We start from the raw sequence: 19,374 nt of genomic DNA on the forward strand, positions 1-19,374 counted from the left end.
GATGTAAGATATGTCTATTAAAACAAGATTTTTATTTTCTTATATAGCTGTTATTCTCGTTTCCATCACGCTCATATTAGTCGCGGGATTTTTAATTGTTTTTTCCATAACAGGAGACTTGGAATCAGTGAAAAATTTCTATAAAAGTTCCTATATTCAAAAGCCGCTTACGCCAGAAGAAGAGAATACGTATATTGAATTGAAATTAGCGGCAAAGAAAAATCAATCACAACTATTAGATGAATCGTTCGTTTCATCACTTGAAAAAGAAGGTGTGAAAATAGTTGTAAGAAAGGGAGAAAACATTTCTTATGCTACAAAAATATTTGAAGGTGTATCTTTAAAAGAAGCCATTCCGAAATTTGAATCAGCAAATATTAATAGTCGTGGTACAACGGAACTAGGCGATACATTTTATCGATATGTAAAATTTGATTTTTATTTTCCCGGAGATGAAGAAGGGAGTATATTTGTACTAAAAAGGCAGAGTTCATTTGTCGATCTTACACAAAAATTATTTCCAATTTTGTTCGGAGCGCTTTTACTGTTAGCCATTTTACTCATAGGGTTATTAAGTTATTTCGTCTCAAGAAGTGTGATAAAACCAATTTTTGTATTGAAAGATGCGACTGGGAGAATTAAAGAAGGGGATTTAGATTTTCAAATTCCAGTTACATCCTATGATGAGATTGGGCGATTAAATCAAGGGTTTGAGGAAATGAGGAAGAGATTAAAAGAGTCGATAGAGATGCAAACACAGTATGAAGAAAATCGAAAAGAACTCATTTCAAACATATCTCATGATTTAAAAACACCGATTACATCTATTATTGGATATGTAGAAGGCATAAAAGATGGAGTCGCAAATACGCCAGAAAAAATGGATAAGTATTTAACGACCATTCATACGAAGGCAAAACATATGGATACACTCATTGATGAGCTCTTTTTGTTTTCAAAGCTTGATTTGAATCGAGTTCCCTTTCAGTTTGAAACGATAGAGTTAAACGTGTTTATGCAGGAATTATTAGAAGAGATGCAGATGGATTTAAGTGAGGAAGGTATAGAAGTTTACTTACAATTACAATCATCACCACTATATGTAACGGCTGATTGCGAAAAGATAAATAGAGTTATATCAAATTTGATTCATAATAGTGTGAAATACATGGATAAAGAAGAGAAGAAAATTACTGTAACAGTATTGAGTGATAACAATAAAGTTATTGTGAAAGTGATGGACAATGGATCAGGTATAGAAGCTGATACGCTGCCGTATATATTTGAGCGGTTTTATCGTGCAGAGCAATCGCGAAATTCTAGCACAGGTGGAAGTGGACTTGGCTTAGCGATAGCGAAGCAAATTGTTGAAGAACATGGCGGGGAAATTTGGGCGGAAAGTAAGCTTGGGGAAGGTACAAGTATTTTCTTCTCATTGAAAAAAGTACAGGAATGTGGTGAGTAGAATGAAGAGAATTTTACTAGTAGAAGATGAAATAAGTATTGCAGAATTACAGCGAGATTATTTAGAAATTAGTGATTTTCAAGTCGATGTAGAGTATTCAGGTGAAATAGGTCTACAAATGGCTCTTCAGGAAGACTATGATTTAATTATTTTAGATATTATGCTTCCGAAAATGAATGGTTTTGAAATTTGTAAACAAATACGTGCTATAAAAGACATTCCGATTTTACTTGTTTCAGCAAAGAAGGAGGATATAGATAAAATTCGCGGACTCGGTTTAGGCGCGGATGATTATATAACGAAGCCGTTTAGTCCAAGTGAATTAGTCGCAAGAGTAAAAGCACATATTTCTCGTTATGAAAGATTATCAGGAAATGTGAGTAAGCAACGCGATACGTTATATATTCATGGAATTTCTATCGATCAGCGAGCGAGAAAAGTTTTTATAAACAATGAAGAAATTGCGTTTACAACGAAAGAATTTGATTTATTAACATTCTTTGTAACGCATCCAAACCAAGTATTAAATAAAGAACAGTTATTTGAACGTATTTGGGGACTAGAATCAGCTGGCGATTTAGCCACTGTCGTTGTTCACATTAGAAAGCTACGTGAAAAAATTGAAAGAGATCCTGCTCACCCGCAATATATTGAAACAGTGTGGGGAGCTGGTTATCGCTTTAACGTGTAATGTACCTGCCAAGTAATTGGTAGGTTTTTTATGTTATTCGAACAAAAAGGGAACAATAGGTAATTTATGTTAAAATATAAAGAGAGATAAAACATAGGAGAGCATGAGAGGGCGTGCTACATTTTGGGAGATACATTAAAAGATAATAAATCAAACAAGGCTTTAAAGATTGGAACCAATATCATACTTATCTTATTAATTATCGGTGCAATACAAATGTTTTATGATGAAGATTCTACGAATGATCATTTCGGTGGGTTATTTATGATGGTCTTTTTTGGAATTAAAATAATTTCTAATTTTATGATGAGTATAAAAGCAGGAGATAAAAAGTCGATATTCATTGATGTAGGCTTAATGATTTTTTTGTTCTTCTTGTTGTTTTTAGTGTGAAATATTTCTTTTGAAAAAAGTTCATATTCTTATAGAGGCTGTGAGCTTTCCTTAGTAATAACGGTACTAGTGTAACGATTTATAAAATGTTTGAGTAGTAGAAGTAAACTGAGCAGCTTCTTCTAAAAAAGGATAATGGTTACTCTCCTCAAATATCACAAAGATAGAATTACGTATACCCTCATGCATCTCGATAGAATATTGGATCGGGCACTGTACATCATGTCTTCCGCATATAATAAGGGTCTTTGTTTGGATGGAAGGTAAATTCTCTCTTAAATCAAATGACGGATATTCATTGGCGAAAGTGTTCATCCGGCTAGCGGACATAGTTTTTTTGATTGGTTTACAAAAATAAAATTTGTAGTTTTCGGGTTTATACAATGATAATTTTGTTCTCTTAGTAGATAGTTCTTTCCGTTCTTCACTTGTAAGGTGAGGGCTTTTTAAAGTTTCGATGAGTTGTTGCATATAATGAAACTGAGGATGTGCTGGGTGATAAATGCAAAATAGTGTTTCGATATAGTTACTTGCTGCGGCTCCAACGATGACTAATGATTGTAAGGAATTTGGATATGTAATCGCATATAAAAGTCCAAGCATACCGCCTGTTGAGTGGCCAGCGAAATGCCATGTTGGGAGTTGTAAAGCTTCTCGTATTGCTTCTAAGTCGTGAACGGTTTCAATCATACTTAATTCTTTTTCTGAATTGGCTTTTGCTGAGTTACCAGCGTTTCGTAAATTAATGAGGAATACACGATGCGTAGCAGTGAAAACATCCGCAAAGTAATCGCCAGTTTCATTAAATTGTGAATAGTGATGTGTAATGCAAAGCGGTTCGCCATTTCCTTTTGTAAAGATTTCAAATGTGCCACGTTTCGTGTTGATTATTTGTTGTGTCCACATAATATCACGACCTTTTCTCATAAAAGTTGGACCGGCTAATTCTTAAATAAAATATATCAGCGAATCTCAAAATATATCGACTTACCGACAGAAAACGACAATAATAGCTAGCTATAAATAAAAGGAGGCTGTTCAAAAGCGAGCCTCCTCTCTGTTTAATATAAAGATTTTGTCATATTATTCCGAATAATTTCAAGAGATTTCGCTACAGTTAATGCATTTTTTTCTTCGATTTCTGGTTTTCTAGGGATAGGTTGATACATGTTGTCTGGATCTTCCCATGTAAGGGGAAGGTCGGTTTCTGCTTGTCCTTTCCAAGCGTCAATCCATTCTGGAGGGAGATAACCTGAGATGTTTTGGATGTTGTTCATTTCGAGCCAAATGAGTGCCCAAGCTCTTGGTACGACGCGCCAGTGATCATAGCCACCACCGCCGACAGCAATCCAGCGACCGTCGCAATATTCATTAGCGATTTCACGAGCGAGCTTCGGTATTTCACGGTAAATATTCATCGTTGCGCAAAGGTGTGTAAGTGGATCGTAATAATGTGCATCAGCACCATTTTGCGTTAAAATAATATCCGGTTTAAAGTATGCTGCCACTTCTTTTACAACTGTTCGATATGAATCTAAAAACGATTCGTCTTCTGTAAAAGCGTCGAGTGGAACGTTAAAAGAATAATTATATCCATTTCCTTGTCCACGTTCATTTACTGCGCCAGTTCCAGGAAATAAATAACGCCCAGTTTCGTGTAATGAAATGGTGCATACGTTAGGATCGTCGTAAAAAGACCATTGTACCCCGTCACCGTGATGAGCATCTGTATCAATATATAAAACGCGTAAACCGTATTTCTTCTGAATATATTTCATTGCGATAGAGCTATCGTTATAAATACAAAAGCCAGATGCTTTACCACGAAAGCCATGATGTAAGCCGCCACCTAAATTGAGGGCGTGCTTTACTTTCCCAGAAATAACAGCATCGACAGCTGTTAATGTTCCGCCAACGAGTAATGCACTTGCTTCATGCATATTTGGAAACATCGGTGTATCTTCTGTTCCGAGTCCATATGTCATCGCAATTGATTTTTCTAACTTTCCTTCTCCAGCAAGTTTTACCGCATTTATGTACTCCTCTGTATGAATGAATGCAATTTCCTCATCTGTAGCCATTCTTGGCGAGATGACTTGAGAAGGGGAGATAAAACCACTCTTTTGTAATAAGTCATAAGTAAGTGTGACGCGTAGTTGGTTAAAAGGATGATCAGGGCTAAAAGAATAGCCCCGAAAGTCATCCGAATAAATGAAGGCGCTACTCATGCTTGCATCCCCATTATGTTCGGCCATAAAACACGATAGCCTTCTGTTTCAAGTGCTTCAATAACCCTTAAAGGATTCATCGTTTGAATGCGGAAAACGAGTACTTTATCATTCTCATCTTTTGCTGGATAGACGAGAACGCTCACAATATTAATTTGTAAATTGCTAAAAATAGCAACTACTTTTCCGAGAATACCAGGTTCATTTTTCACTTGAATTTCAATTTGTGAACTAGGCTGATGTGCTCCTGTTAATTTCACTAATGTGTGTAGCACTGTAGATTCGGAAATAATTCCTACTAACTTTCCAGCCTTTGTGACAGGGAGGCAGCCAATTTTATTTTCAAAAAATAAAGTAGCAATTTCCTCAACGAAATCAAGAGGATGGCAAGTCATGACAGGGTGTTTCATAATAAGTTCGAGCGGTTGCTGTAGCATATCGAGTGAAACTTGTTCATCAAGAATTGATGGACTTGCATCTCTTACATCTCGATCAGAAATAATGCCTACTACGTGATTATTTTGATCGACAATTGGAATGTGCCGAATACCTTTCGTACGTATCGTTCGGATTGCTGTTTCGATTGTGTCATCTGGATGCAATGTTACTACATTTTGATTCATAATTTCTTCTACAATCATTCCAGTTGCCCCCTTTATTAATACATAAAACGATTGTGAAAACGTAGACGATCGAATGCTTGAATGGAATCCGTATCAACACGTTTACCGATGCGGACCATTAAACAGTTGGCAGGATGTGAACAAATTTCAGGATCATCTGTAGCCATCCATTGTAAACCACCAGCATTCATCATTTTTTCCATTACTTTTCGGTATTCCCAAACATTTAAGCCTGTTTGTTTTAAATCCCAGTGCCAATAATATTCAGTCGTTAATATAATGTAATCTTCCATATGATTGTCCATCATTGAAACTTCTAATAAATTTTTTCCGACAGAGCAACCGCGAAAGGCTGGGACAACTTCAATCGCCCCGAGTTCAATTAAGTTTTCAATCTTTCCTTCTGACCATCGCTCGAGCGGATCAGGATATAAGTATGTAACATATCCAACGATCGTTTGGTCATGTCTAGCAATAATGAGACGAGCTTCTGGTAATTTAGAAATTTCGACAATTGCTTTATATTGCTGCTCGGCAGGACGAAACGCAATTAAGTCTGGATGAAATTCATACATTTCAAGATTATGTGTAGAGACAGGACCTTCAATAATTAAAGTGCCTTTCGCTGTTTTTAAGTTTCTGGCATTATATATTTTTTTATGAATCAATTTATTGCTCACCACCTTGAGGGTTTGTGAATCTATTAATATCGTACTTTATAATATATGCGATGTGAATCGAATTTTGTCATTAAAAATTTGTCTAAAAATCAACAAAAATACTGAAAATTTTAAATAATGTTATTATAATAGATAATAGAATACATAGGAGGGGGATGTAAAGTATGAAAGTGGAAACGCTTCCTGTCATTAAAGGAGAAAATAATTTGCCGAATTATGAAGAGGCATACGCGAATTTTAACTGGGAAGAGGTTAATAAAAATTTTACTTGGAATGAAACTGGCCGAGTAAATATGGCGTATGAGGCAATTGATAAGCATGCGAAATCCGATCGAAAGAATAAAGTAGCACTTTATTATCAAGATGGATCGCGAAAAGAGAAATATACGTTTAAGGAAATGAAGGATTTTTCTAATAAAGCAGGAAATGTCCTGAAAAACTATGGCGATGTTGAGAAAGGCGATCGCGTTTTTATTTTTATGCCGCGTTCCCCAGAATTATATTTCGCACTTTTAGGTGCAGTGAAATTAGGGGCAATTGTTGGACCATTATTTGAAGCATTTATGGAAGGCGCAGTTCGCGATCGTTTAGAAGATAGCGAAGCGAAGGTGTTAATTACAACTCCTGAATTGTTAGAGCGCATACCATTAAATGATTTACCTGCTTTAAAAACAGTCTTCCTTGTTGGAGACAATGCAGAAGAAGGCGGTAAAACTGTAGCGTTCAATCCTTTATTTGAACAAGCTTCAAAAGAATTACATATCGAGTGGTTAGGCCGTGAAGACGGTTTAATTCTACATTACACATCTGGTTCTACTGGTAAGCCAAAAGGCGTCCTTCATGCTCAAAACGCAATGGTTCAGCACTATCAAACAGCGAAATGGGTATTAGATTTAAAAGAAGATGATGTATATTGGTGTACAGCTGACCCAGGCTGGGTAACTGGAACAGCTTACGGTATTTTTGCACCGTGGTTAGTGGGAGCATCAAATGTTATTTTAGGCGGGAGATTTAGTCCAGAGGCATGGTATGAAGCACTGCAAGATTACGGTGTAACAGTTTGGTATAGTGCACCGACAGCGTTCCGTATGTTAATGGGAGCTGGACAAGACGCAATTAAAAAATATGATTTATCACAAGTGCGTCACGTATTAAGTGTTGGTGAGCCATTAAATCCAGAAGTAATTCGCTGGGGTATGAGCGCATTTGGACTTCGTATTCATGATACGTGGTGGATGACAGAAACAGGTGGACAAGTTATTTGTAACTATCCTTGTATGGAAATCCGTCCAGGTTCAATGGGGAAACCAATTCCAGGTGTGAAAGCAGCGATTGTTGATAATGAAGGAAATGAAGTGCCTCCATACACAATGGGGAACTTAGCAATTGGTAAAGGTTGGCCATCTATGATGCGTGCGGTTTGGAATAACCCGCAAAAATATGATTCTTACTTCATGCCGGGAGATTGGTACGTATCAGGTGACTCAGCTTATATGGATGAAGACGGATACTTCTGGTTCCAAGGACGTATTGACGATGTAATTATGACGTCAGGTGAGCGTGTTGGTCCGTTTGAAGTAGAAAGTAAATTAATCGAGCACGCTGCTGTAGCAGAAGCTGGTGTAATTGGTATTCCTGATCCAGTACGCGGGGAAATCATTAAAGCATTTATCGCGCTTCGCGTGGGATACGAACCATCTGATGAATTAAAAGAAGAGATTCGTCAATTTGTGAAAAAAGGCTTAGCAGCTCATGCAGCTCCAAGACAAATTGAATTTAGAGATAAATTACCGAAAACGAGAAGTGGTAAAATTATGCGCCGCGTATTAAAAGCGTGGGAATTAAACTTACCAACAGGCGATTTATCAACGATGGAAGATTAAAAGAGGAAGGGTCTGAATGAATACGTTCAGACCCTTCTTTTTTATGTTATTATAAACTTATATATACGTGTTGGAAGGGGAGAGGGAAATGAAAACAGAAAAAGAAAAGATGATACAAGGGGAAATGTACATACCGGCTGATCCCGTTTTAGTAAAGGACAGGGAGCAAGCTCGTATATTAACGAGAAAATTAAATGAAACACCAGAAGTAAAACTAGAAGAACGTAGTGCAATCGTAAAAAAACTATTCGGAACGACTGGAGATAACATTCATCTCGAATCTTCTTTTAGATGTGATTACGGTTATAACATTCACGTTGGTGAAAATTTTTATGCAAACTTTGACTGTACTATTTTAGACGTATGCCCAGTTACAATCGGAGTGAACTGTATGTTAGCGCCAGGTGTTCACATTTATACAGCGACGCATCCGCTTGATCCAGTAGAGCGCATAAGCGGATCGGAGTACGGAAAACCAGTTACAATTGGCGATAACGTATGGATTGGCGGAAGAGCGATTATTAATCCGGGCGTAACAATTGGAGATAATGCTGTCATCGCATCTGGCGCTGTTGTAACGAAAGATGTGCCAGATAATGTAGTAGTTGGCGGGAATCCTGCGAGAATCATAAAAAAAATAAAATAATATTTGAACGAAGCGCCTTCCTCGTCTGTATACATTTATGAAAGAATAGATGAGGGAGGCTTTTTTATGTCTAATAAATTGATGCTGACTTTTGCTTTAATTGGAATTATAGTTGTGTTTTCTTGTGGTATGTTATTACCTATACCAATTGGATTTAAAATTTCAATGATTACATTTGGGATTATTATGATTGTTATTTTTTCAATCCTTATTCCGTTTCATAAGAAGTATATTGTACGAAAAAATGGAAATAAAATTGATTTTACAAAAACAAAAATATATTTTCGTTGGAATGTATTTGATACAATTTCGGTCTGTCTTGCAGTGTATGCATGTATATGTGTGCTAGCGTTAAATATTTTAGTTTCAATTGGATTCACGATTCAAAACCCATATGTTCAATTTTTTGCGAATCAATCACAAGTATGGATTATTGTCGCAAGTGCATATTTAATTTCCCGTATTTCATTAACGTTAAAAGGAATAAAGGAGATCAAAAAAAATGGCGCAGATTGGGATTGAGGAGGAGCTCATGCTTGCGTACCAAAATGGAGATAAGCAAGCGGGAGAAAAACTATATGTTTTAATCAAACCAGCGCTATATACATTTTTGTATCGATTTAATCGTGATGAACAACTGAGTATAGATCTCGTTCAAGATACGTTTTTGACTCTAGAGCGTAAGAAACATATGTATGAAACCCGAAAAGGAAAAATTAAAACGTATTTATTTCAAATCGGTTATCGTCTTATGATTAATAAATTAAATAGAAGAAAAAAGTGGCGTTCGCTCTTACCGTTTTTAGTACCAGTGCAAGAGGTAGAGTTTTCCCACGAAGACCAGCTTACGGTAAGAGAAGCAATTTTGAAAGTTCCTGAAGAACAGCGAGCGGTCCTGATTCTCTCTTATTATCATGATATGCAGCAAAAAGAAATTGCAGAGGTACTGGATATTCCTGTTGGAACAGTGAAGTCGAGACTTCATAACGGGATAAAGAAATTGAAACAATTGCTGGAGGTGGATGAAATTGAACGAAAATCCCTTTAAGAATGAATATAAATTAAAGCAGCATTTAGATAGCGATCATGTAGAAATACCGGATTTTCCAAAAACGGTAAGCCGCTTCGAGCGATTTCTTGGATTTCTTGCTTCTCCAGCGAAAGATCCTGTGGAAGCGACGATTGGGAATGATTTATCGGTTGTGTTTCATGTGTCGTTATTAGTTGGTGTTCCAGTTATTTCTCTTATTACGATATTCCTTGCGACTTTATAAAGGATTGGTAGGGAAAGAACTCATACCTCTATTTGACACGCCTATATAAATGATGGTATAAAGAAAAGTATATGAATAATTGAGCGTGGAAAGGGAGAAGTAGTGATCATTTCCCTGTTTTAGAGAGCTGATGATCGGTGGAAATCAGCACATAGATGATCGCGAATTACGCCCCTAGAGCATCTTTTTTCGATTGAAGTGTATTCAAAAGGGAAAAGACGGTGCTAAGCCGTTATGTAAATAAGGTGGTAGGCTTTTTTTGCCTGCAACTAGGGTGGTAACGCGATAATCAAAATCGTCCCTTATTTAAGGGGCGATTTTTTTATGTTTTCAACCTTCACGCCAGTAATGAACTTAAAGGAGAGTATGTAGGATATGGGTATTTTACAAGATCTTGAATTTCGCGGTTTAATTAATCAGCAAACAGATGCTGAGGGACTTGAGCAATTATTAGAAAAAGAAAGCGTTAAATTATACTGTGGTTTCGACCCGACAGCGGATAGCTTACACATCGGTCATATGTTACCAGTATTAATGTTACGTCGTTTCCAATTAGCTGGTCACCAACCAATTGCACTTGTTGGCGGTGGTACTGGCATGATCGGTGACCCAAGTGGTAAAAAAGCAGAGCGTACATTAAATACGAAAGATACAGTTGCTTACTACACAGAAAGCATTAAAAACCAACTTTCAAACTTCTTAGAGTTTGAAAACGTGGACAACCCAGCAACAATGGCTAACAACTATGACTGGCTTGGTAACTTAGATGTAATTTCATTCTTACGCGATATCGGTAAAAACTTCGGTTTAAACTATATGTTAGCAAAAGATACAGTAGCATCTCGTTTAGATACTGGTATTTCATTCACTGAGTTTAGTTATATGATTTTACAATCATACGACTTCTTAAACTTATACCAAAACCATAATTGCCGTCTACAAATCGGTGGTAGTGACCAATGGGGTAACATTACAGCTGGTCTTGAATTAATCCGTAAATCAGAAGAAGATGCGAAAGCGTTCGGTTTAACAATTCCACTAGTTACAAAATCTGACGGTACGAAGTTTGGTAAAACAGAAGGCGGCGCAATTTGGTTAGACCCAGAGAAAACAACTCCTTACGAGTTCTACCAATTCTGGATTAACACAGATGACCGCGACGTTGTTAAATACTTAAAATACTTCACATTCTTATCTCATGAAGAAATTCTTGAGCTTGAAAAGCAAGTAACTGAAGCACCAGAAAAACGTGCAGCACAAAAATCATTAGGATCTGAAATGACAAAACTTGTTCATGGCGAAGAAGCGTTAGAGCAAGCAATTAAAATTTCAGCTGCATTATTCAGTGGCTCTGTAGCAGAACTTACTGCAAGCGAAATCGAGCAAGGATTCAAAGACGTACCATCTGTAGAACGTACTGCAGAAGATACAGTATTAATCGACTTACTTGTAGAAAGCAAAATTTCACCATCTAAACGTCAAGCACGTGAAGATGTAACGAACGGTGCAATCTACGTAAACGGTGAGCGTACACAAGCGCTAGACTACGTTGTAACAGAAAACGACCGCATCGAAGGTAAATTTACAATCATTCGTCGCGGTAAGAAGAAATATTTCTTAATTCGTTACTAATCAGAAACGAATTTAAAACAAATAGTACCCCGAATGGTAGGCTGAAAAGTTTATCGTTCGGGGTTTTTATGTATGCATTTAAATTGCCTCATGATTTCTTTTAAATAGAATATGAAGAATTAATACGAGCATGTAAAGTAAGCTAATTAGCATAACGACAAATGCCCCGGGATAAAATTTTGCCGCATATATAAAGAAATCGATTTGATAAATATCGTCATAATGTGAAACGTACCCTTTAAAATAATTCGTAAACTTAGCGCTATATTTCCATTCATCAGGATTATCTATTAAATTACTCCCTTGATACCAACTCATAAGTGCTGAAGTAATAAAAAGCATACAGACACTACCCAATTGAACCATTTGATTTATTGTCAAAATGAAACAACCTCCTATTTAATGGTTATTATAGCGTGCATTCGTATTCCTGTAACCTTTTTGTTGTAATCTCCTTTTCGAGTTCATACGGAAATCACATGTAAGCGGTATGATAAATGTATAACAAATAGAAAGGAGTGGTAAAACAAAATGTCACTAGAAGCGCTCATTATTTTTTCTTTGCTAAACGCTGGTCAGCTTGCAGAGAGCACGAAGGTTGATGTACATAAAGAGCAGAAAGATGCTTATGTATATGTTCAAAAAGAGGAAAATAAATAATTTTATTTTATATATAAAAATGAAGGCTGTTTGAAGTAACTGTTTAGTTGCTTTAAACAGTCTTTTTTAGCTAGAAAGAATAAATCTGTCTAAGGACGTCGTCGATAAATCAAAGAGAAAATGTCGTTATTATATGCGTAGTTTTAACTGTAATTATTAGATGTAAATTAAAAAAGTCTTTTTTAAAAAATAAAGGGGGTGTGAAATGTCTACGAAAATCTATAAATTATTACATAATAAAAGCCACAACTCATATGAGTGTGACTTAAATGTTTTTATTCAGCCTCAGCCTCGAAGCGTAAAGTGATTAAAACTCAAATGAAACCATAAGATATCTAGCAGGATTTATTTTCCTAGATTTGAAATTGTTATATCAATTTTGTTTCTTTTTGCAGTGTTTAAAGCGTTGCTTAGTAAATCTAAAAAAATTGTACCTGTTGGAGTAGCATGATAATTGGCTAAACTAGTTATTTTATTGGGGATTTTATTTCCCCAAGGTGGCTGTTTTTCCATGTGCTCAATATCCCAAATGACTTCTGCAGGAGGTAATTCACTTAAAATTTTTCTTATCTCTTCTACATTTTGAAGTGCTTCTTCTGTGTCCTCCCAACGTAACTTGTCGAAATATAAATTCTTCATTAATAGTGGGTACTTAGTGCCCCAACCTTCAGACTCTGTATGATATGACATGGTTGAAAAAAAGCTATGTAAAAAATCAGGGTGTCCTGTTTCATAGAAAAATATATCTACTTTAAATCCTACTGCCATTAATATCAATCCTCTCGTTTAAATATTACCTCGGGTGTTTCTTTAGACTTTTCTCTTATTTTTCTTACGATATCAAATAAAGCCTCTTCAGGAACAGTTTGTCCTCGTATATCAATGATGACAGTTTGCTTTGTACCTATAGGTAAATTATCAACCCTATCATTAACTTGTTTAACAATAACTCTAACTAGGTTACTTCTTTTTAATGCTTTATTTTGCATTATTAGTGAAAAATAAAAAAAGCCCAGGCCCCTTGATAAACAAGGTTCCTAAGGCTTTTAATAATACTCTTTGCAGAGTACCGAGATTAACGAGAGTAGAACTCTACGATTAATGCTTCGTTGATTTCAGCTGCTAACTCAGAACGCTCAGCGTGACGAGTGTAAGTAGCTTCTAGCTTATCAGCATCGAAAGTTAAGTATTCTGGTACGAAGTTGTTAACTTCGATCGCTTCTTTAACAACAACAAGGCTGTTAGATTTTTCGCGAACGCTGATAGTTTGGTTAGGTTTAACGCGGTAAGATGGGATATCTACGCGAGCGCCATCAACCGTGATGTGACCGTGGTTTACTAATTGGCGAGCTGCACGACGAGTGCGAGCTAAGCCCATGCGGTAAACTAGGTTGTCAAGACGAGCTTCAAGAAGGATCATGAAGTTTTCGCCGTGCTTACCAGGCATTTTACCTGCTTGGTCAAATGTGCGACGGAATTGACGCTCAGTCATGCCGTACATGTGACGAAGTTTTTGTTTCTCTTGTAATTGTAAACCGTATTCTGAAAGTTTCTTACGTTGGTTAGGACCGTGAGGACCTGGTGCGTAAGGGCGTTTTTCTAATTCTTTTCCTGTGCCGCTTAGAGAGATTCCAAGACGACGAGACAGTTTCCATGCTGGACCTGTATAACGAGCCATAGTTGACTCCTCCTTTAAAAATGTTTTTATTTTCGTAAAATAAAAACAGACGTAATCGATATTTACGGGTATTTTGTTTTCATGTACCTTCGCTCCAGCAGCAGGGAGTTACGAGATACACCTCCGCAGAGGAACAAAATACAAACGATAAACTCACATTACAAGGCTGCCTTTTTATTTTACACAAACGCTATTATATCTTTTACTTACAGTTTCGTCAAGAGACTCCCTTTTTGTTTTATGCAGATAAATTTTGGAAATTAACAAGAAGGAATTTAACGTATTATCAAAAAGAAGTCTCTTTCTCAAGCGTCTGAAGGATGATAGTCCAACGGCAGGTGGGAGATGAATTCTGGATTGCAATAATCAGAAAAATTTGTTTTTTTATTTATTTAACTTCTGATATAATCAGTTTTATAAGAGGTAAAGTTTGGTATAACAATGAAATTAGATAATAATAATGCAGTGTTCATGTTGTGTTATCACCGCCACAGATAAAGTAGAACCGTTTATGGGAAATCAAGGCGAAAAGTGAGATGAACTAATATGACAAAGCGTAATAAGGCGTACAAATTTCGTCTGTATCCAACAGAAGAACAAGCAAATCTGATACGTAAAACTTTTGGGTGTGTACGCTTTTTGTATAACAAAATGCTGACTGAATGGAAAGAAGTATATGAAAAGTACAAAGAGAACAAGGAAGAACTAAAGAAACAAAAATTGTCTACTCCTGCGAAATACAAAGTAGAGTATGAATGGTTGAAAGAAGTCGATTCATTAGCGTTAGCAAATGCTCAACTAAACTTGCAAACCGCGTATAAGAATTTTTTTAGTGGTCAAAATGATTTTCCTACATTCAAAAGTAAAAAAAGTAGAAAATCCTACACAACGAATATGGTAAACGGAAATATTATGTTATTTCATGGTTATATCAAATTACCGAAACTGAAAATGGTGCGACTGAAGCAACATAGAGAGATACCGCAAAAACATATCATCAAATCATGCACGATTTCGATGACACCAACTGGTAAATATTACGTGTCTGTCTTGACTGAATATGAAAAAGAAATCGTTCAAAAAGAAGTAGAAAGTGTGATTGGATTAGACTTCGCAATGGCTGAATTGTACGTGAGTAGCGAAGATGAGAAAGCCAATTATCCTCGCTTTAATCGTCAGATGTTAGGTCAATTAGCAAGCGCACAACGAGTATTAGCAAGACGTGTGAAAGGTTCAGCACGCTTTAATAAACAACGCATCCGTGTAGCGAAGTTGCATGAAAAGGTCGCAAATCAACGTAAAAATTTCCTTCATCACAAGTCTAGAGAATTGGCCACTCATTTTGACGTTGTAGCAATAGAAGACTTAAATATAAAAGGAATGTCACGAGCACTTCGCTTGGGTAAAAGTGTTGCGGACAACGGTTGGAGGATGTTCACGACATTTTTAGCATATAAGCTACAAGAACAAGGAAAACAGCTTGTAAAAATAGATAAATGGTTTCCTTCTACAAAGATGTGTAGTCGTTGTGGAAACAGAAAAGAAATATCATTATCTGAACGCACGTATGAGTGTTCGTGTGGACTAACAATAAGTCGTGACTATAACGCAGCTATCAATATCAAAAAGGAAGCCATACGGTTATTAGCGTGGATATAAATAGTAAGAAACAACCTTTGGAACAAGGGGGATAGCTCGGCTGTCCTAAGACAAATTCGTTAGCTATCAAAAGTAACGAGTAACCGAGAAGCCCTCACTTCAAGTAAGCTCGCAAGAGATGCTAAGTGGTGGGTAGTTCACAACAATATAAAAGAAAAGATAGAAACACAAATAAAACGCTTACATAAAATGTAGTAAAGACGTTCATCAGATTTTTCCTGGTGGATATGTGGAAATAAAGACATAAGGGGGATGTTTTTATGAAAAAGAAACATATAGAGACAGCATTAATTCATCACGGATATGAATCAAATGAAAATAAAGGGAGTTTAACACCACCTTTATTTCAAACTTCTACATTTACGTTTGAGACAGCACAGCAAGGAGAAGCGAGTTTTGCGGGAGAAGATCCATCTTATATTTATTCAAGGCTTGGGAATCCAACTGTGAAATTATTTGAAGAACGTATGGCTGTTTTAGAAGGTGGAGAGGAAGCGCTGGCGTTCGGTTCAGGTATGGCAGCCATTTCAGCAACTTTAATTGGCTTTCTAAAGGCTGGAGATCATATTATTTGTTCAAATGGATTATATGGATGTACGTACGGTTTTTTAGAAGTGTTAGAAGAGAAATTTATGATTACTCATTCGTTTTGTGATATGGAGACAGAGACTGATATTGAAAATAAAATTCGTCCAAATACAAAGCTCATTTTCGTTGAAACACCGATTAATCCAACGATGAAATTAATTGATTTAGAAAAGGTGATCGGGGTAGCGAAGCGCAATGATTTGCTTGTTATTGTTGATAATACGTTTTGTTCACCTTATTTACAAAGACCTCTTGAACTTGGTTGTGACGCCGTCGTTCACAGTGCGACAAAATATATTGGTGGTCACGGGGATGTTGTAGCGGGTGTAACAATTTGTAGAACGAAAACGTTAGCTGACAAAATCCGTCCGATGCGAAAAGATATCGGCGGTATTATGGCGCCGTTTGACGCGTGGTTATTGTTACGCGGATTAAAAACATTAGCAGTAAGAATGGATCGTCATTGTGATAATGCGGAAAAAATTGTATCGTTTTTGAAAAATCATGAAGCAGTAGAAGGTGTTTGGTATCCGGAGGGAGAATTAGCATCTCGGCAAATGAAACGAGGTGGGGGCGTTATTTCTTTTTCAATTAAAGGTGGAAAAGAGGAAACACAGTCGTTTATCAATGACCTCCATTTTATTACAATTGCCGTAAGTTTAGGTGATACAGAAACGTTAATTCAGCATCCAGCGACGATGACACATGCAGCTATTCCGGCTGAACTAAGAAAAGAAATGGGTATTTTTGATAATTTAATACGCCTATCTGTCGGCTTAGAATCATGGGAAGATATCGTTTCTGATTTAGAACAGGCACTAAAGAAGATATCTACTGTTAGTAATCAATAAAGTGAAACTTTAATCAGTGGGGGTTTTGTCCATCCCCAGCTGATTATTAGCCCTCACCAATCGGGCTTTTACGGGCAGTTATCTCCCACTTAACTTCCTTGTATTCGCCGAATTTACTGCCCGTTAATGCGGGATAAAAAAGAGTGAGTTATCGGTCTCGTACGTTACGTACGTAATCGATAGCTCACTCTTTTTTTTATTAAATATGTTTTAGGAGTGTTTCCACAAACTTTTCTAAATAGTGCTGATCTACTTCATCGAAACGATTTTTTTCAGGACTATCAATATCAAGCACACCAATGATATTTCCTTCTTTCATAATCGGTACAACGATTTCAGAATTAGAGGCACTATCGCAAGCGATATGTCCTGGGAATAGGTGAACATCTGCTACAAGTTGCGTTGTTTTTGTTTCAGCTGCAACTCCGCAAACACCACGTCCGAACGGAATACGCACGCAAGCTGGCATCCCTTGGAATGGTCCAAGAACAAGCTGATTTCCTTCTGTTACATAAAAGCCAACCCAATTAACGCGATCTAAAAATTGATTTAATAGTGCGGACGCATTTGATAAGTTTGCGACTACGTTCGGTTCGCCAGTTAATAATGCATCCAGTTGTTTAATTACTGTCTCATATTGCTCTTCACGAGATCCTGCATAACTTTCTTTTGTAAACATGGAAACAACTCCCTTTTTAGCGAGATATGTAAAACGATAGCAAAATACGATGTATTTCACATGACTTTGTCGATAGAAAATTAAAGGAATTTGTCTTAAAAGTCAAGAAATTTAAACTATAGCTGTTCAGTGAGAGGAAGTGAGCGCATGAAACAGACGAAACAAAAAGTAATTGATGCGGCAATATCGTTGTTTAACACGAAAGGTTATGATGGAACGTCGGTGCGAGAAATTGCAAAGCGAGCGGATGTGAATGTAGCGAATATTTCATATTATTTTGCTGGAAAGCAAGGGTTATTAGAACAGCTTATTACTGATTTTTTAGAAGGATATATTCACGTAATTGAAACGTCATTTGAACAGAGAGAATATTTATCGGCTAAAGATGTGATGGTGCAAATGGTGCGCGGGATTTTACGATATCAATTTGATAATAGAGAACTGACACGTTTTTTTTATAGAGAGCTTTCGCTTGATACGACATTAATTCGTGAAGTGATGACCGTTTATTTTTCTAGAGAAAGATATTATATAGAGCAAATCATTAAACAAGGACAAATGAATCAAGAATTTAAAAAGGTATCTTTTACAATGTTTATGACGCAATTAAAAGGCATGATGAATATGCCGTTTTTATATCCACAATATATATCAGAGGTGCTACACTCATTTCCGTCTGAGACGTTTTTCTTAGAAATGTATACGAAGGAAATTGAGCAATGGATGGAACGAACATTATATAAAGCGAGTATGTATTATGAACTACCAAGAGCTGTTCATATGTGAAAAATCCCCACCTAACGAACTGAGGTGGGGATTTTTATATGTTGTTTTCTTTGCCATAAATTGTTGCATACTAGCGCAATAATTGTTAATGAGGCGCTGACAATTTCTATGTTATCGACAGTATAACTTTGAAACATAGAACCGATAAGTGCAAGTACAGGAACTAAATTCATAAATAATATGCCGTTAATAGATGAAATATATCGATTTCCCGTGTTCCAGCAAAATATAGCGATACCCCCCCGCAACAATCGACATATAAAGGAGTTCAAAACGAACGCTCATAACTGTATGTAGTGACGGTACAGAAATTATATTTGTGTAGGTATATTACCGAGTTTAGCGGCTCATTACATATCAAAGTGTAAAGACTTATTAGAGGATACATATGAAAGTATTAATAGAGTTATTTAAAGAGTGAAAAGTTGAAGCGATGTTCATCGATTCAGTAGTAGAAGGCGCTACATATATAAAAGAAATGCGGGAAGAAAAAATCGTTTGTGCTGTTTCAAATGATCATCCGTATAGAGTGAAAAAGGTAATTCGAATGGAAGAGTTGCAAAATGAACAGCTAATTGTATACCCAGAAATATGTGATGTAAGGAAAATGATTATGAATGTGTTTCAATGTATGGGCGCGAAACCAATAATTGCGGTTGAAACATCTTATGCAGAACCGATGATTGCGATGGTAGGAGCTGGACTTGGTATAACATTGCTTCTGGAAACCGCTTTACAGTAAGCTGTAATGCAAGGTAACGTGCGTGCGATTTCTGTAGAACCACCACTAATGCGAAAGATTTATTTCATCTCTCATATGAAAGAGAGCTCGTTATCCTGCATTAACTGCCCGTAAAAGCCTTACCTTTATTGCATTCATTTGAGGACGGATAATGGAATAAGTGGAATATTAAGAAATATTACAATCACATGTAAAGAAACATGAAATTTTAAAAAA

General features: G+C 36.5%; 22 protein-coding genes, 2 pseudogenes and 1 other annotated feature. Of the genes and pseudogenes, 14 read left to right on the forward strand and 10 right to left on the reverse strand.

Going from position 1 to position 19,374, the window contains the following annotated elements:
• Nucleotides 1-10: 10 nt before the first annotated feature.
• The 3 genes from JFU20_RS19170 to JFU20_RS19180 all read left to right on the forward strand — a co-directional run bounded on the left by JFU20_RS19170 (nt 11) and on the right by JFU20_RS19180 (nt 2,549).
• Nucleotides 11-1,465, forward strand: a complete 1,455-nt coding sequence (locus tag JFU20_RS19170) for a sensor histidine kinase (RefSeq protein WP_002015587.1) — start codon at nt 11-13, stop codon at nt 1,463-1,465.
• A gap of 1 nt (nt 1,466) precedes the next feature.
• A complete protein-coding gene (locus JFU20_RS19175) occupies nt 1,467-2,156 on the forward strand; it encodes a response regulator transcription factor (RefSeq protein ID WP_002015585.1) in 690 nt (229 codons plus the stop codon).
• A 123-nt stretch (nt 2,157-2,279) separates the two neighbouring features.
• Nucleotides 2,280-2,549, forward strand: a complete 270-nt coding sequence (locus JFU20_RS19180) for a hypothetical protein (RefSeq protein WP_002129432.1) — start codon at nt 2,280-2,282, stop codon at nt 2,547-2,549.
• A 66-nt stretch (nt 2,550-2,615) separates the two neighbouring features.
• On the opposite strand, the gene JFU20_RS19185 is transcribed toward JFU20_RS19180, so the two are convergent.
• The 4 genes from JFU20_RS19185 to acuA form a co-directional block, all read right to left on the reverse strand.
• Nucleotides 2,616-3,476, reverse strand: a complete 861-nt coding sequence (locus JFU20_RS19185; RefSeq protein ID WP_002015583.1) for an alpha/beta fold hydrolase — start codon at nt 3,474-3,476, stop codon at nt 2,616-2,618.
• A gap of 134 nt (nt 3,477-3,610) precedes the next feature.
• Nucleotides 3,611-4,777, reverse strand: a complete 1,167-nt coding sequence (gene acuC / locus JFU20_RS19190) for an acetoin utilization protein AcuC (RefSeq protein ID WP_078175968.1) — start codon at nt 4,775-4,777, stop codon at nt 3,611-3,613.
• Nucleotides 4,774-5,418, reverse strand: a complete 645-nt coding sequence (locus tag JFU20_RS19195) for an acetoin utilization AcuB family protein (RefSeq protein ID WP_002015581.1) — start codon at nt 5,416-5,418, stop codon at nt 4,774-4,776. The genes acuC and JFU20_RS19195 overlap by 4 nt, the downstream gene beginning before the upstream one ends.
• Nucleotides 5,419-5,435: 17 nt before the next feature.
• On the reverse strand, nt 5,436-6,068 hold the full coding sequence (gene acuA, locus JFU20_RS19200; protein ID WP_002138645.1) for an acetoin utilization protein acetyltransferase AcuA: 633 nt from the start codon (nt 6,066-6,068) through the stop codon (nt 5,436-5,438).
• A gap of 176 nt (nt 6,069-6,244) precedes the next feature.
• Here acuA and acsA point away from each other — a divergent pair, with 176 nt between their 5' ends.
• The 6 genes from acsA (at nt 6,245) to tyrS (ending at nt 11,515) form a co-directional block, all read left to right on the forward strand.
• On the forward strand, nt 6,245-7,963 hold the full coding sequence (acsA, locus tag JFU20_RS19205) for an acetate--CoA ligase (protein WP_002015579.1): 1,719 nt from the start codon (nt 6,245-6,247) through the stop codon (nt 7,961-7,963).
• 88 nt (nt 7,964-8,051) lie between these two features.
• The gene (locus JFU20_RS19210; RefSeq protein WP_033715944.1) at nt 8,052-8,609 is read left to right on the forward strand and encodes a maltose acetyltransferase domain-containing protein; all 558 of its coding nucleotides are present in this window, start codon (nt 8,052-8,054) and stop codon (nt 8,607-8,609) included.
• Nucleotides 8,610-8,675: 66 nt separating this feature from the next.
• Complete coding sequence (locus tag JFU20_RS19215) at nt 8,676-9,131, forward strand: hypothetical protein (RefSeq protein ID WP_201038841.1); 456 nt, start codon at nt 8,676-8,678, stop codon at nt 9,129-9,131.
• Nucleotides 9,112-9,657 (forward strand): RNA polymerase sigma factor, encoded by a 546-nt coding sequence (locus tag JFU20_RS19220; protein WP_201038842.1) that lies wholly within the window; start codon nt 9,112-9,114, stop codon nt 9,655-9,657. The genes JFU20_RS19215 and JFU20_RS19220 overlap by 20 nt, the downstream gene beginning before the upstream one ends.
• Nucleotides 9,638-9,883, forward strand: a complete 246-nt coding sequence (locus tag JFU20_RS19225) for a hypothetical protein (RefSeq protein WP_002129419.1) — start codon at nt 9,638-9,640, stop codon at nt 9,881-9,883. The genes JFU20_RS19220 and JFU20_RS19225 overlap by 20 nt, the downstream gene beginning before the upstream one ends.
• Nucleotides 9,884-9,960: 77 nt before the next feature.
• Nucleotides 9,961-10,189: a binding site (T-box leader), on the forward strand.
• Nucleotides 10,190-10,258: 69 nt separating this feature from the next.
• On the forward strand, nt 10,259-11,515 hold the full coding sequence (gene tyrS / locus JFU20_RS19230) for a tyrosine--tRNA ligase (protein ID WP_002015575.1): 1,257 nt from the start codon (nt 10,259-10,261) through the stop codon (nt 11,513-11,515).
• Nucleotides 11,516-11,593: 78 nt separating this feature from the next.
• Here the strand turns inward: tyrS and JFU20_RS19235 are convergent, their stop codons facing one another.
• Nucleotides 11,594-11,896: a YjdJ family protein gene (locus JFU20_RS19235; protein WP_201038843.1), complete on the reverse strand. Its 303-nt coding sequence runs from the start codon at nt 11,894-11,896 to the stop codon at nt 11,594-11,596.
• Nucleotides 11,897-12,046: 150 nt separating this feature from the next.
• Here JFU20_RS19235 and JFU20_RS19240 point away from each other — a divergent pair, with 150 nt between their 5' ends.
• A complete protein-coding gene (locus tag JFU20_RS19240; protein ID WP_002015573.1) occupies nt 12,047-12,175 on the forward strand; it encodes a hypothetical protein in 129 nt (42 codons plus the stop codon).
• Between the two features lie 345 nt (nt 12,176-12,520).
• Here JFU20_RS19240 and JFU20_RS19245 read toward each other — a convergent pair whose 3' ends face one another.
• The 3 genes from JFU20_RS19245 to rpsD form a co-directional block, all read right to left on the reverse strand.
• Entirely contained in the window at nt 12,521-12,943 is a 423-nt protein-coding gene (locus JFU20_RS19245) for an immunity 70 family protein (RefSeq protein ID WP_002015572.1), read from the reverse strand.
• 5 nt (nt 12,944-12,948) lie between these two features.
• Nucleotides 12,949-13,164: a hypothetical protein gene (locus tag JFU20_RS19250; RefSeq protein ID WP_043313835.1), complete on the reverse strand. Its 216-nt coding sequence runs from the start codon at nt 13,162-13,164 to the stop codon at nt 12,949-12,951.
• Nucleotides 13,165-13,250: 86 nt separating this feature from the next.
• On the reverse strand, nt 13,251-13,853 hold the full coding sequence (rpsD, locus tag JFU20_RS19255) for a 30S ribosomal protein S4 (protein ID WP_002015568.1): 603 nt from the start codon (nt 13,851-13,853) through the stop codon (nt 13,251-13,253).
• A 546-nt stretch (nt 13,854-14,399) separates the two neighbouring features.
• On the opposite strand from rpsD, the gene JFU20_RS19260 reads away from it, so the two are divergent.
• Both JFU20_RS19260 and megL read left to right on the forward strand, forming a co-directional pair.
• The gene (locus JFU20_RS19260) at nt 14,400-15,512 is read left to right on the forward strand and encodes an RNA-guided endonuclease TnpB family protein (RefSeq protein WP_201038844.1); all 1,113 of its coding nucleotides are present in this window, start codon (nt 14,400-14,402) and stop codon (nt 15,510-15,512) included.
• A 260-nt stretch (nt 15,513-15,772) separates the two neighbouring features.
• Nucleotides 15,773-16,951 (forward strand): methionine gamma-lyase, encoded by a 1,179-nt coding sequence (gene megL / locus JFU20_RS19265; protein WP_002015566.1) that lies wholly within the window; start codon nt 15,773-15,775, stop codon nt 16,949-16,951.
• 199 nt (nt 16,952-17,150) lie between these two features.
• Here the strand turns inward: megL and JFU20_RS19270 are convergent, their stop codons facing one another.
• Entirely contained in the window at nt 17,151-17,630 is a 480-nt protein-coding gene (locus JFU20_RS19270; RefSeq protein ID WP_002015565.1) for a GAF domain-containing protein, read from the reverse strand.
• A 147-nt stretch (nt 17,631-17,777) separates the two neighbouring features.
• Here JFU20_RS19270 and refZ point away from each other — a divergent pair, with 147 nt between their 5' ends.
• Nucleotides 17,778-18,416, forward strand: a complete 639-nt coding sequence (refZ, locus tag JFU20_RS19275) for a forespore capture DNA-binding protein RefZ (protein WP_002164973.1) — start codon at nt 17,778-17,780, stop codon at nt 18,414-18,416.
• Nucleotides 18,417-18,427: 11 nt separating this feature from the next.
• On the opposite strand, the pseudogene JFU20_RS19280 reads toward refZ, so the two are convergent.
• Nucleotides 18,428-18,743 (reverse strand): annotated as a pseudogene (locus JFU20_RS19280) (EamA family transporter); the annotation flags it as partial.
• Between JFU20_RS19280 and JFU20_RS30215 the strand changes: the two are divergent.
• Nucleotides 18,732-19,272: pseudogene (locus tag JFU20_RS30215) on the forward strand (LysR family transcriptional regulator substrate-binding protein); the annotation flags it as partial. The pseudogenes JFU20_RS19280 and JFU20_RS30215 overlap by 12 nt on opposite strands.
• Between the last annotated feature and the right edge of the window lie 102 nt (nt 19,273-19,374).

The sequence above is a fragment of the Bacillus sp. TH30 genome, from assembly GCF_016650875.1.
Classification (GTDB): Bacteria; Bacillota; Bacilli; order Bacillales; family Bacillaceae_G; genus Bacillus_A; species Bacillus_A mycoides.

Coding starts and splice junctions, on each gene's coding strand:
- JFU20_RS19175 (WP_002015585.1), top strand. CDS start 1,467: ATGAAGAGAATTTTACTAGTAGAAGATGAAATAAGTATTGCAGAATTA.
- JFU20_RS19250 (WP_043313835.1), bottom strand. CDS start 13,164: ATGCAAAATAAAGCATTAAAAAGAAGTAACCTAGTTAGAGTTATTGTT.
- JFU20_RS19220 (WP_201038842.1), top strand. CDS start 9,112: ATGGCGCAGATTGGGATTGAGGAGGAGCTCATGCTTGCGTACCAAAAT.
- refZ (WP_002164973.1), top strand. CDS start 17,778: ATGAAACAGACGAAACAAAAAGTAATTGATGCGGCAATATCGTTGTTT.
- JFU20_RS19240 (WP_002015573.1), top strand. CDS start 12,047: ATGTCACTAGAAGCGCTCATTATTTTTTCTTTGCTAAACGCTGGTCAG.
- JFU20_RS19210 (WP_033715944.1), top strand. CDS start 8,052: ATGAAAACAGAAAAAGAAAAGATGATACAAGGGGAAATGTACATACCG.
- rpsD (WP_002015568.1), bottom strand. CDS start 13,853: ATGGCTCGTTATACAGGTCCAGCATGGAAACTGTCTCGTCGTCTTGGA.
- tyrS (WP_002015575.1), top strand. CDS start 10,259: ATGGGTATTTTACAAGATCTTGAATTTCGCGGTTTAATTAATCAGCAA.
- JFU20_RS19215 (WP_201038841.1), top strand. CDS start 8,676: ATGTCTAATAAATTGATGCTGACTTTTGCTTTAATTGGAATTATAGTT.
- JFU20_RS19270 (WP_002015565.1), bottom strand. CDS start 17,630: ATGTTTACAAAAGAAAGTTATGCAGGATCTCGTGAAGAGCAATATGAG.
- acuC (WP_078175968.1), bottom strand. CDS start 4,777: ATGAGTAGCGCCTTCATTTATTCGGATGACTTTCGGGGCTATTCTTTT.
- acsA (WP_002015579.1), top strand. CDS start 6,245: ATGAAAGTGGAAACGCTTCCTGTCATTAAAGGAGAAAATAATTTGCCG.
- JFU20_RS19245 (WP_002015572.1), bottom strand. CDS start 12,943: ATGGCAGTAGGATTTAAAGTAGATATATTTTTCTATGAAACAGGACAC.
- JFU20_RS19195 (WP_002015581.1), bottom strand. CDS start 5,418: ATGATTGTAGAAGAAATTATGAATCAAAATGTAGTAACATTGCATCCA.
- megL (WP_002015566.1), top strand. CDS start 15,773: ATGAAAAAGAAACATATAGAGACAGCATTAATTCATCACGGATATGAA.
- JFU20_RS19260 (WP_201038844.1), top strand. CDS start 14,400: ATGACAAAGCGTAATAAGGCGTACAAATTTCGTCTGTATCCAACAGAA.
- JFU20_RS19170 (WP_002015587.1), top strand. CDS start 11: ATGTCTATTAAAACAAGATTTTTATTTTCTTATATAGCTGTTATTCTC.
- JFU20_RS19185 (WP_002015583.1), bottom strand. CDS start 3,476: ATGAGAAAAGGTCGTGATATTATGTGGACACAACAAATAATCAACACG.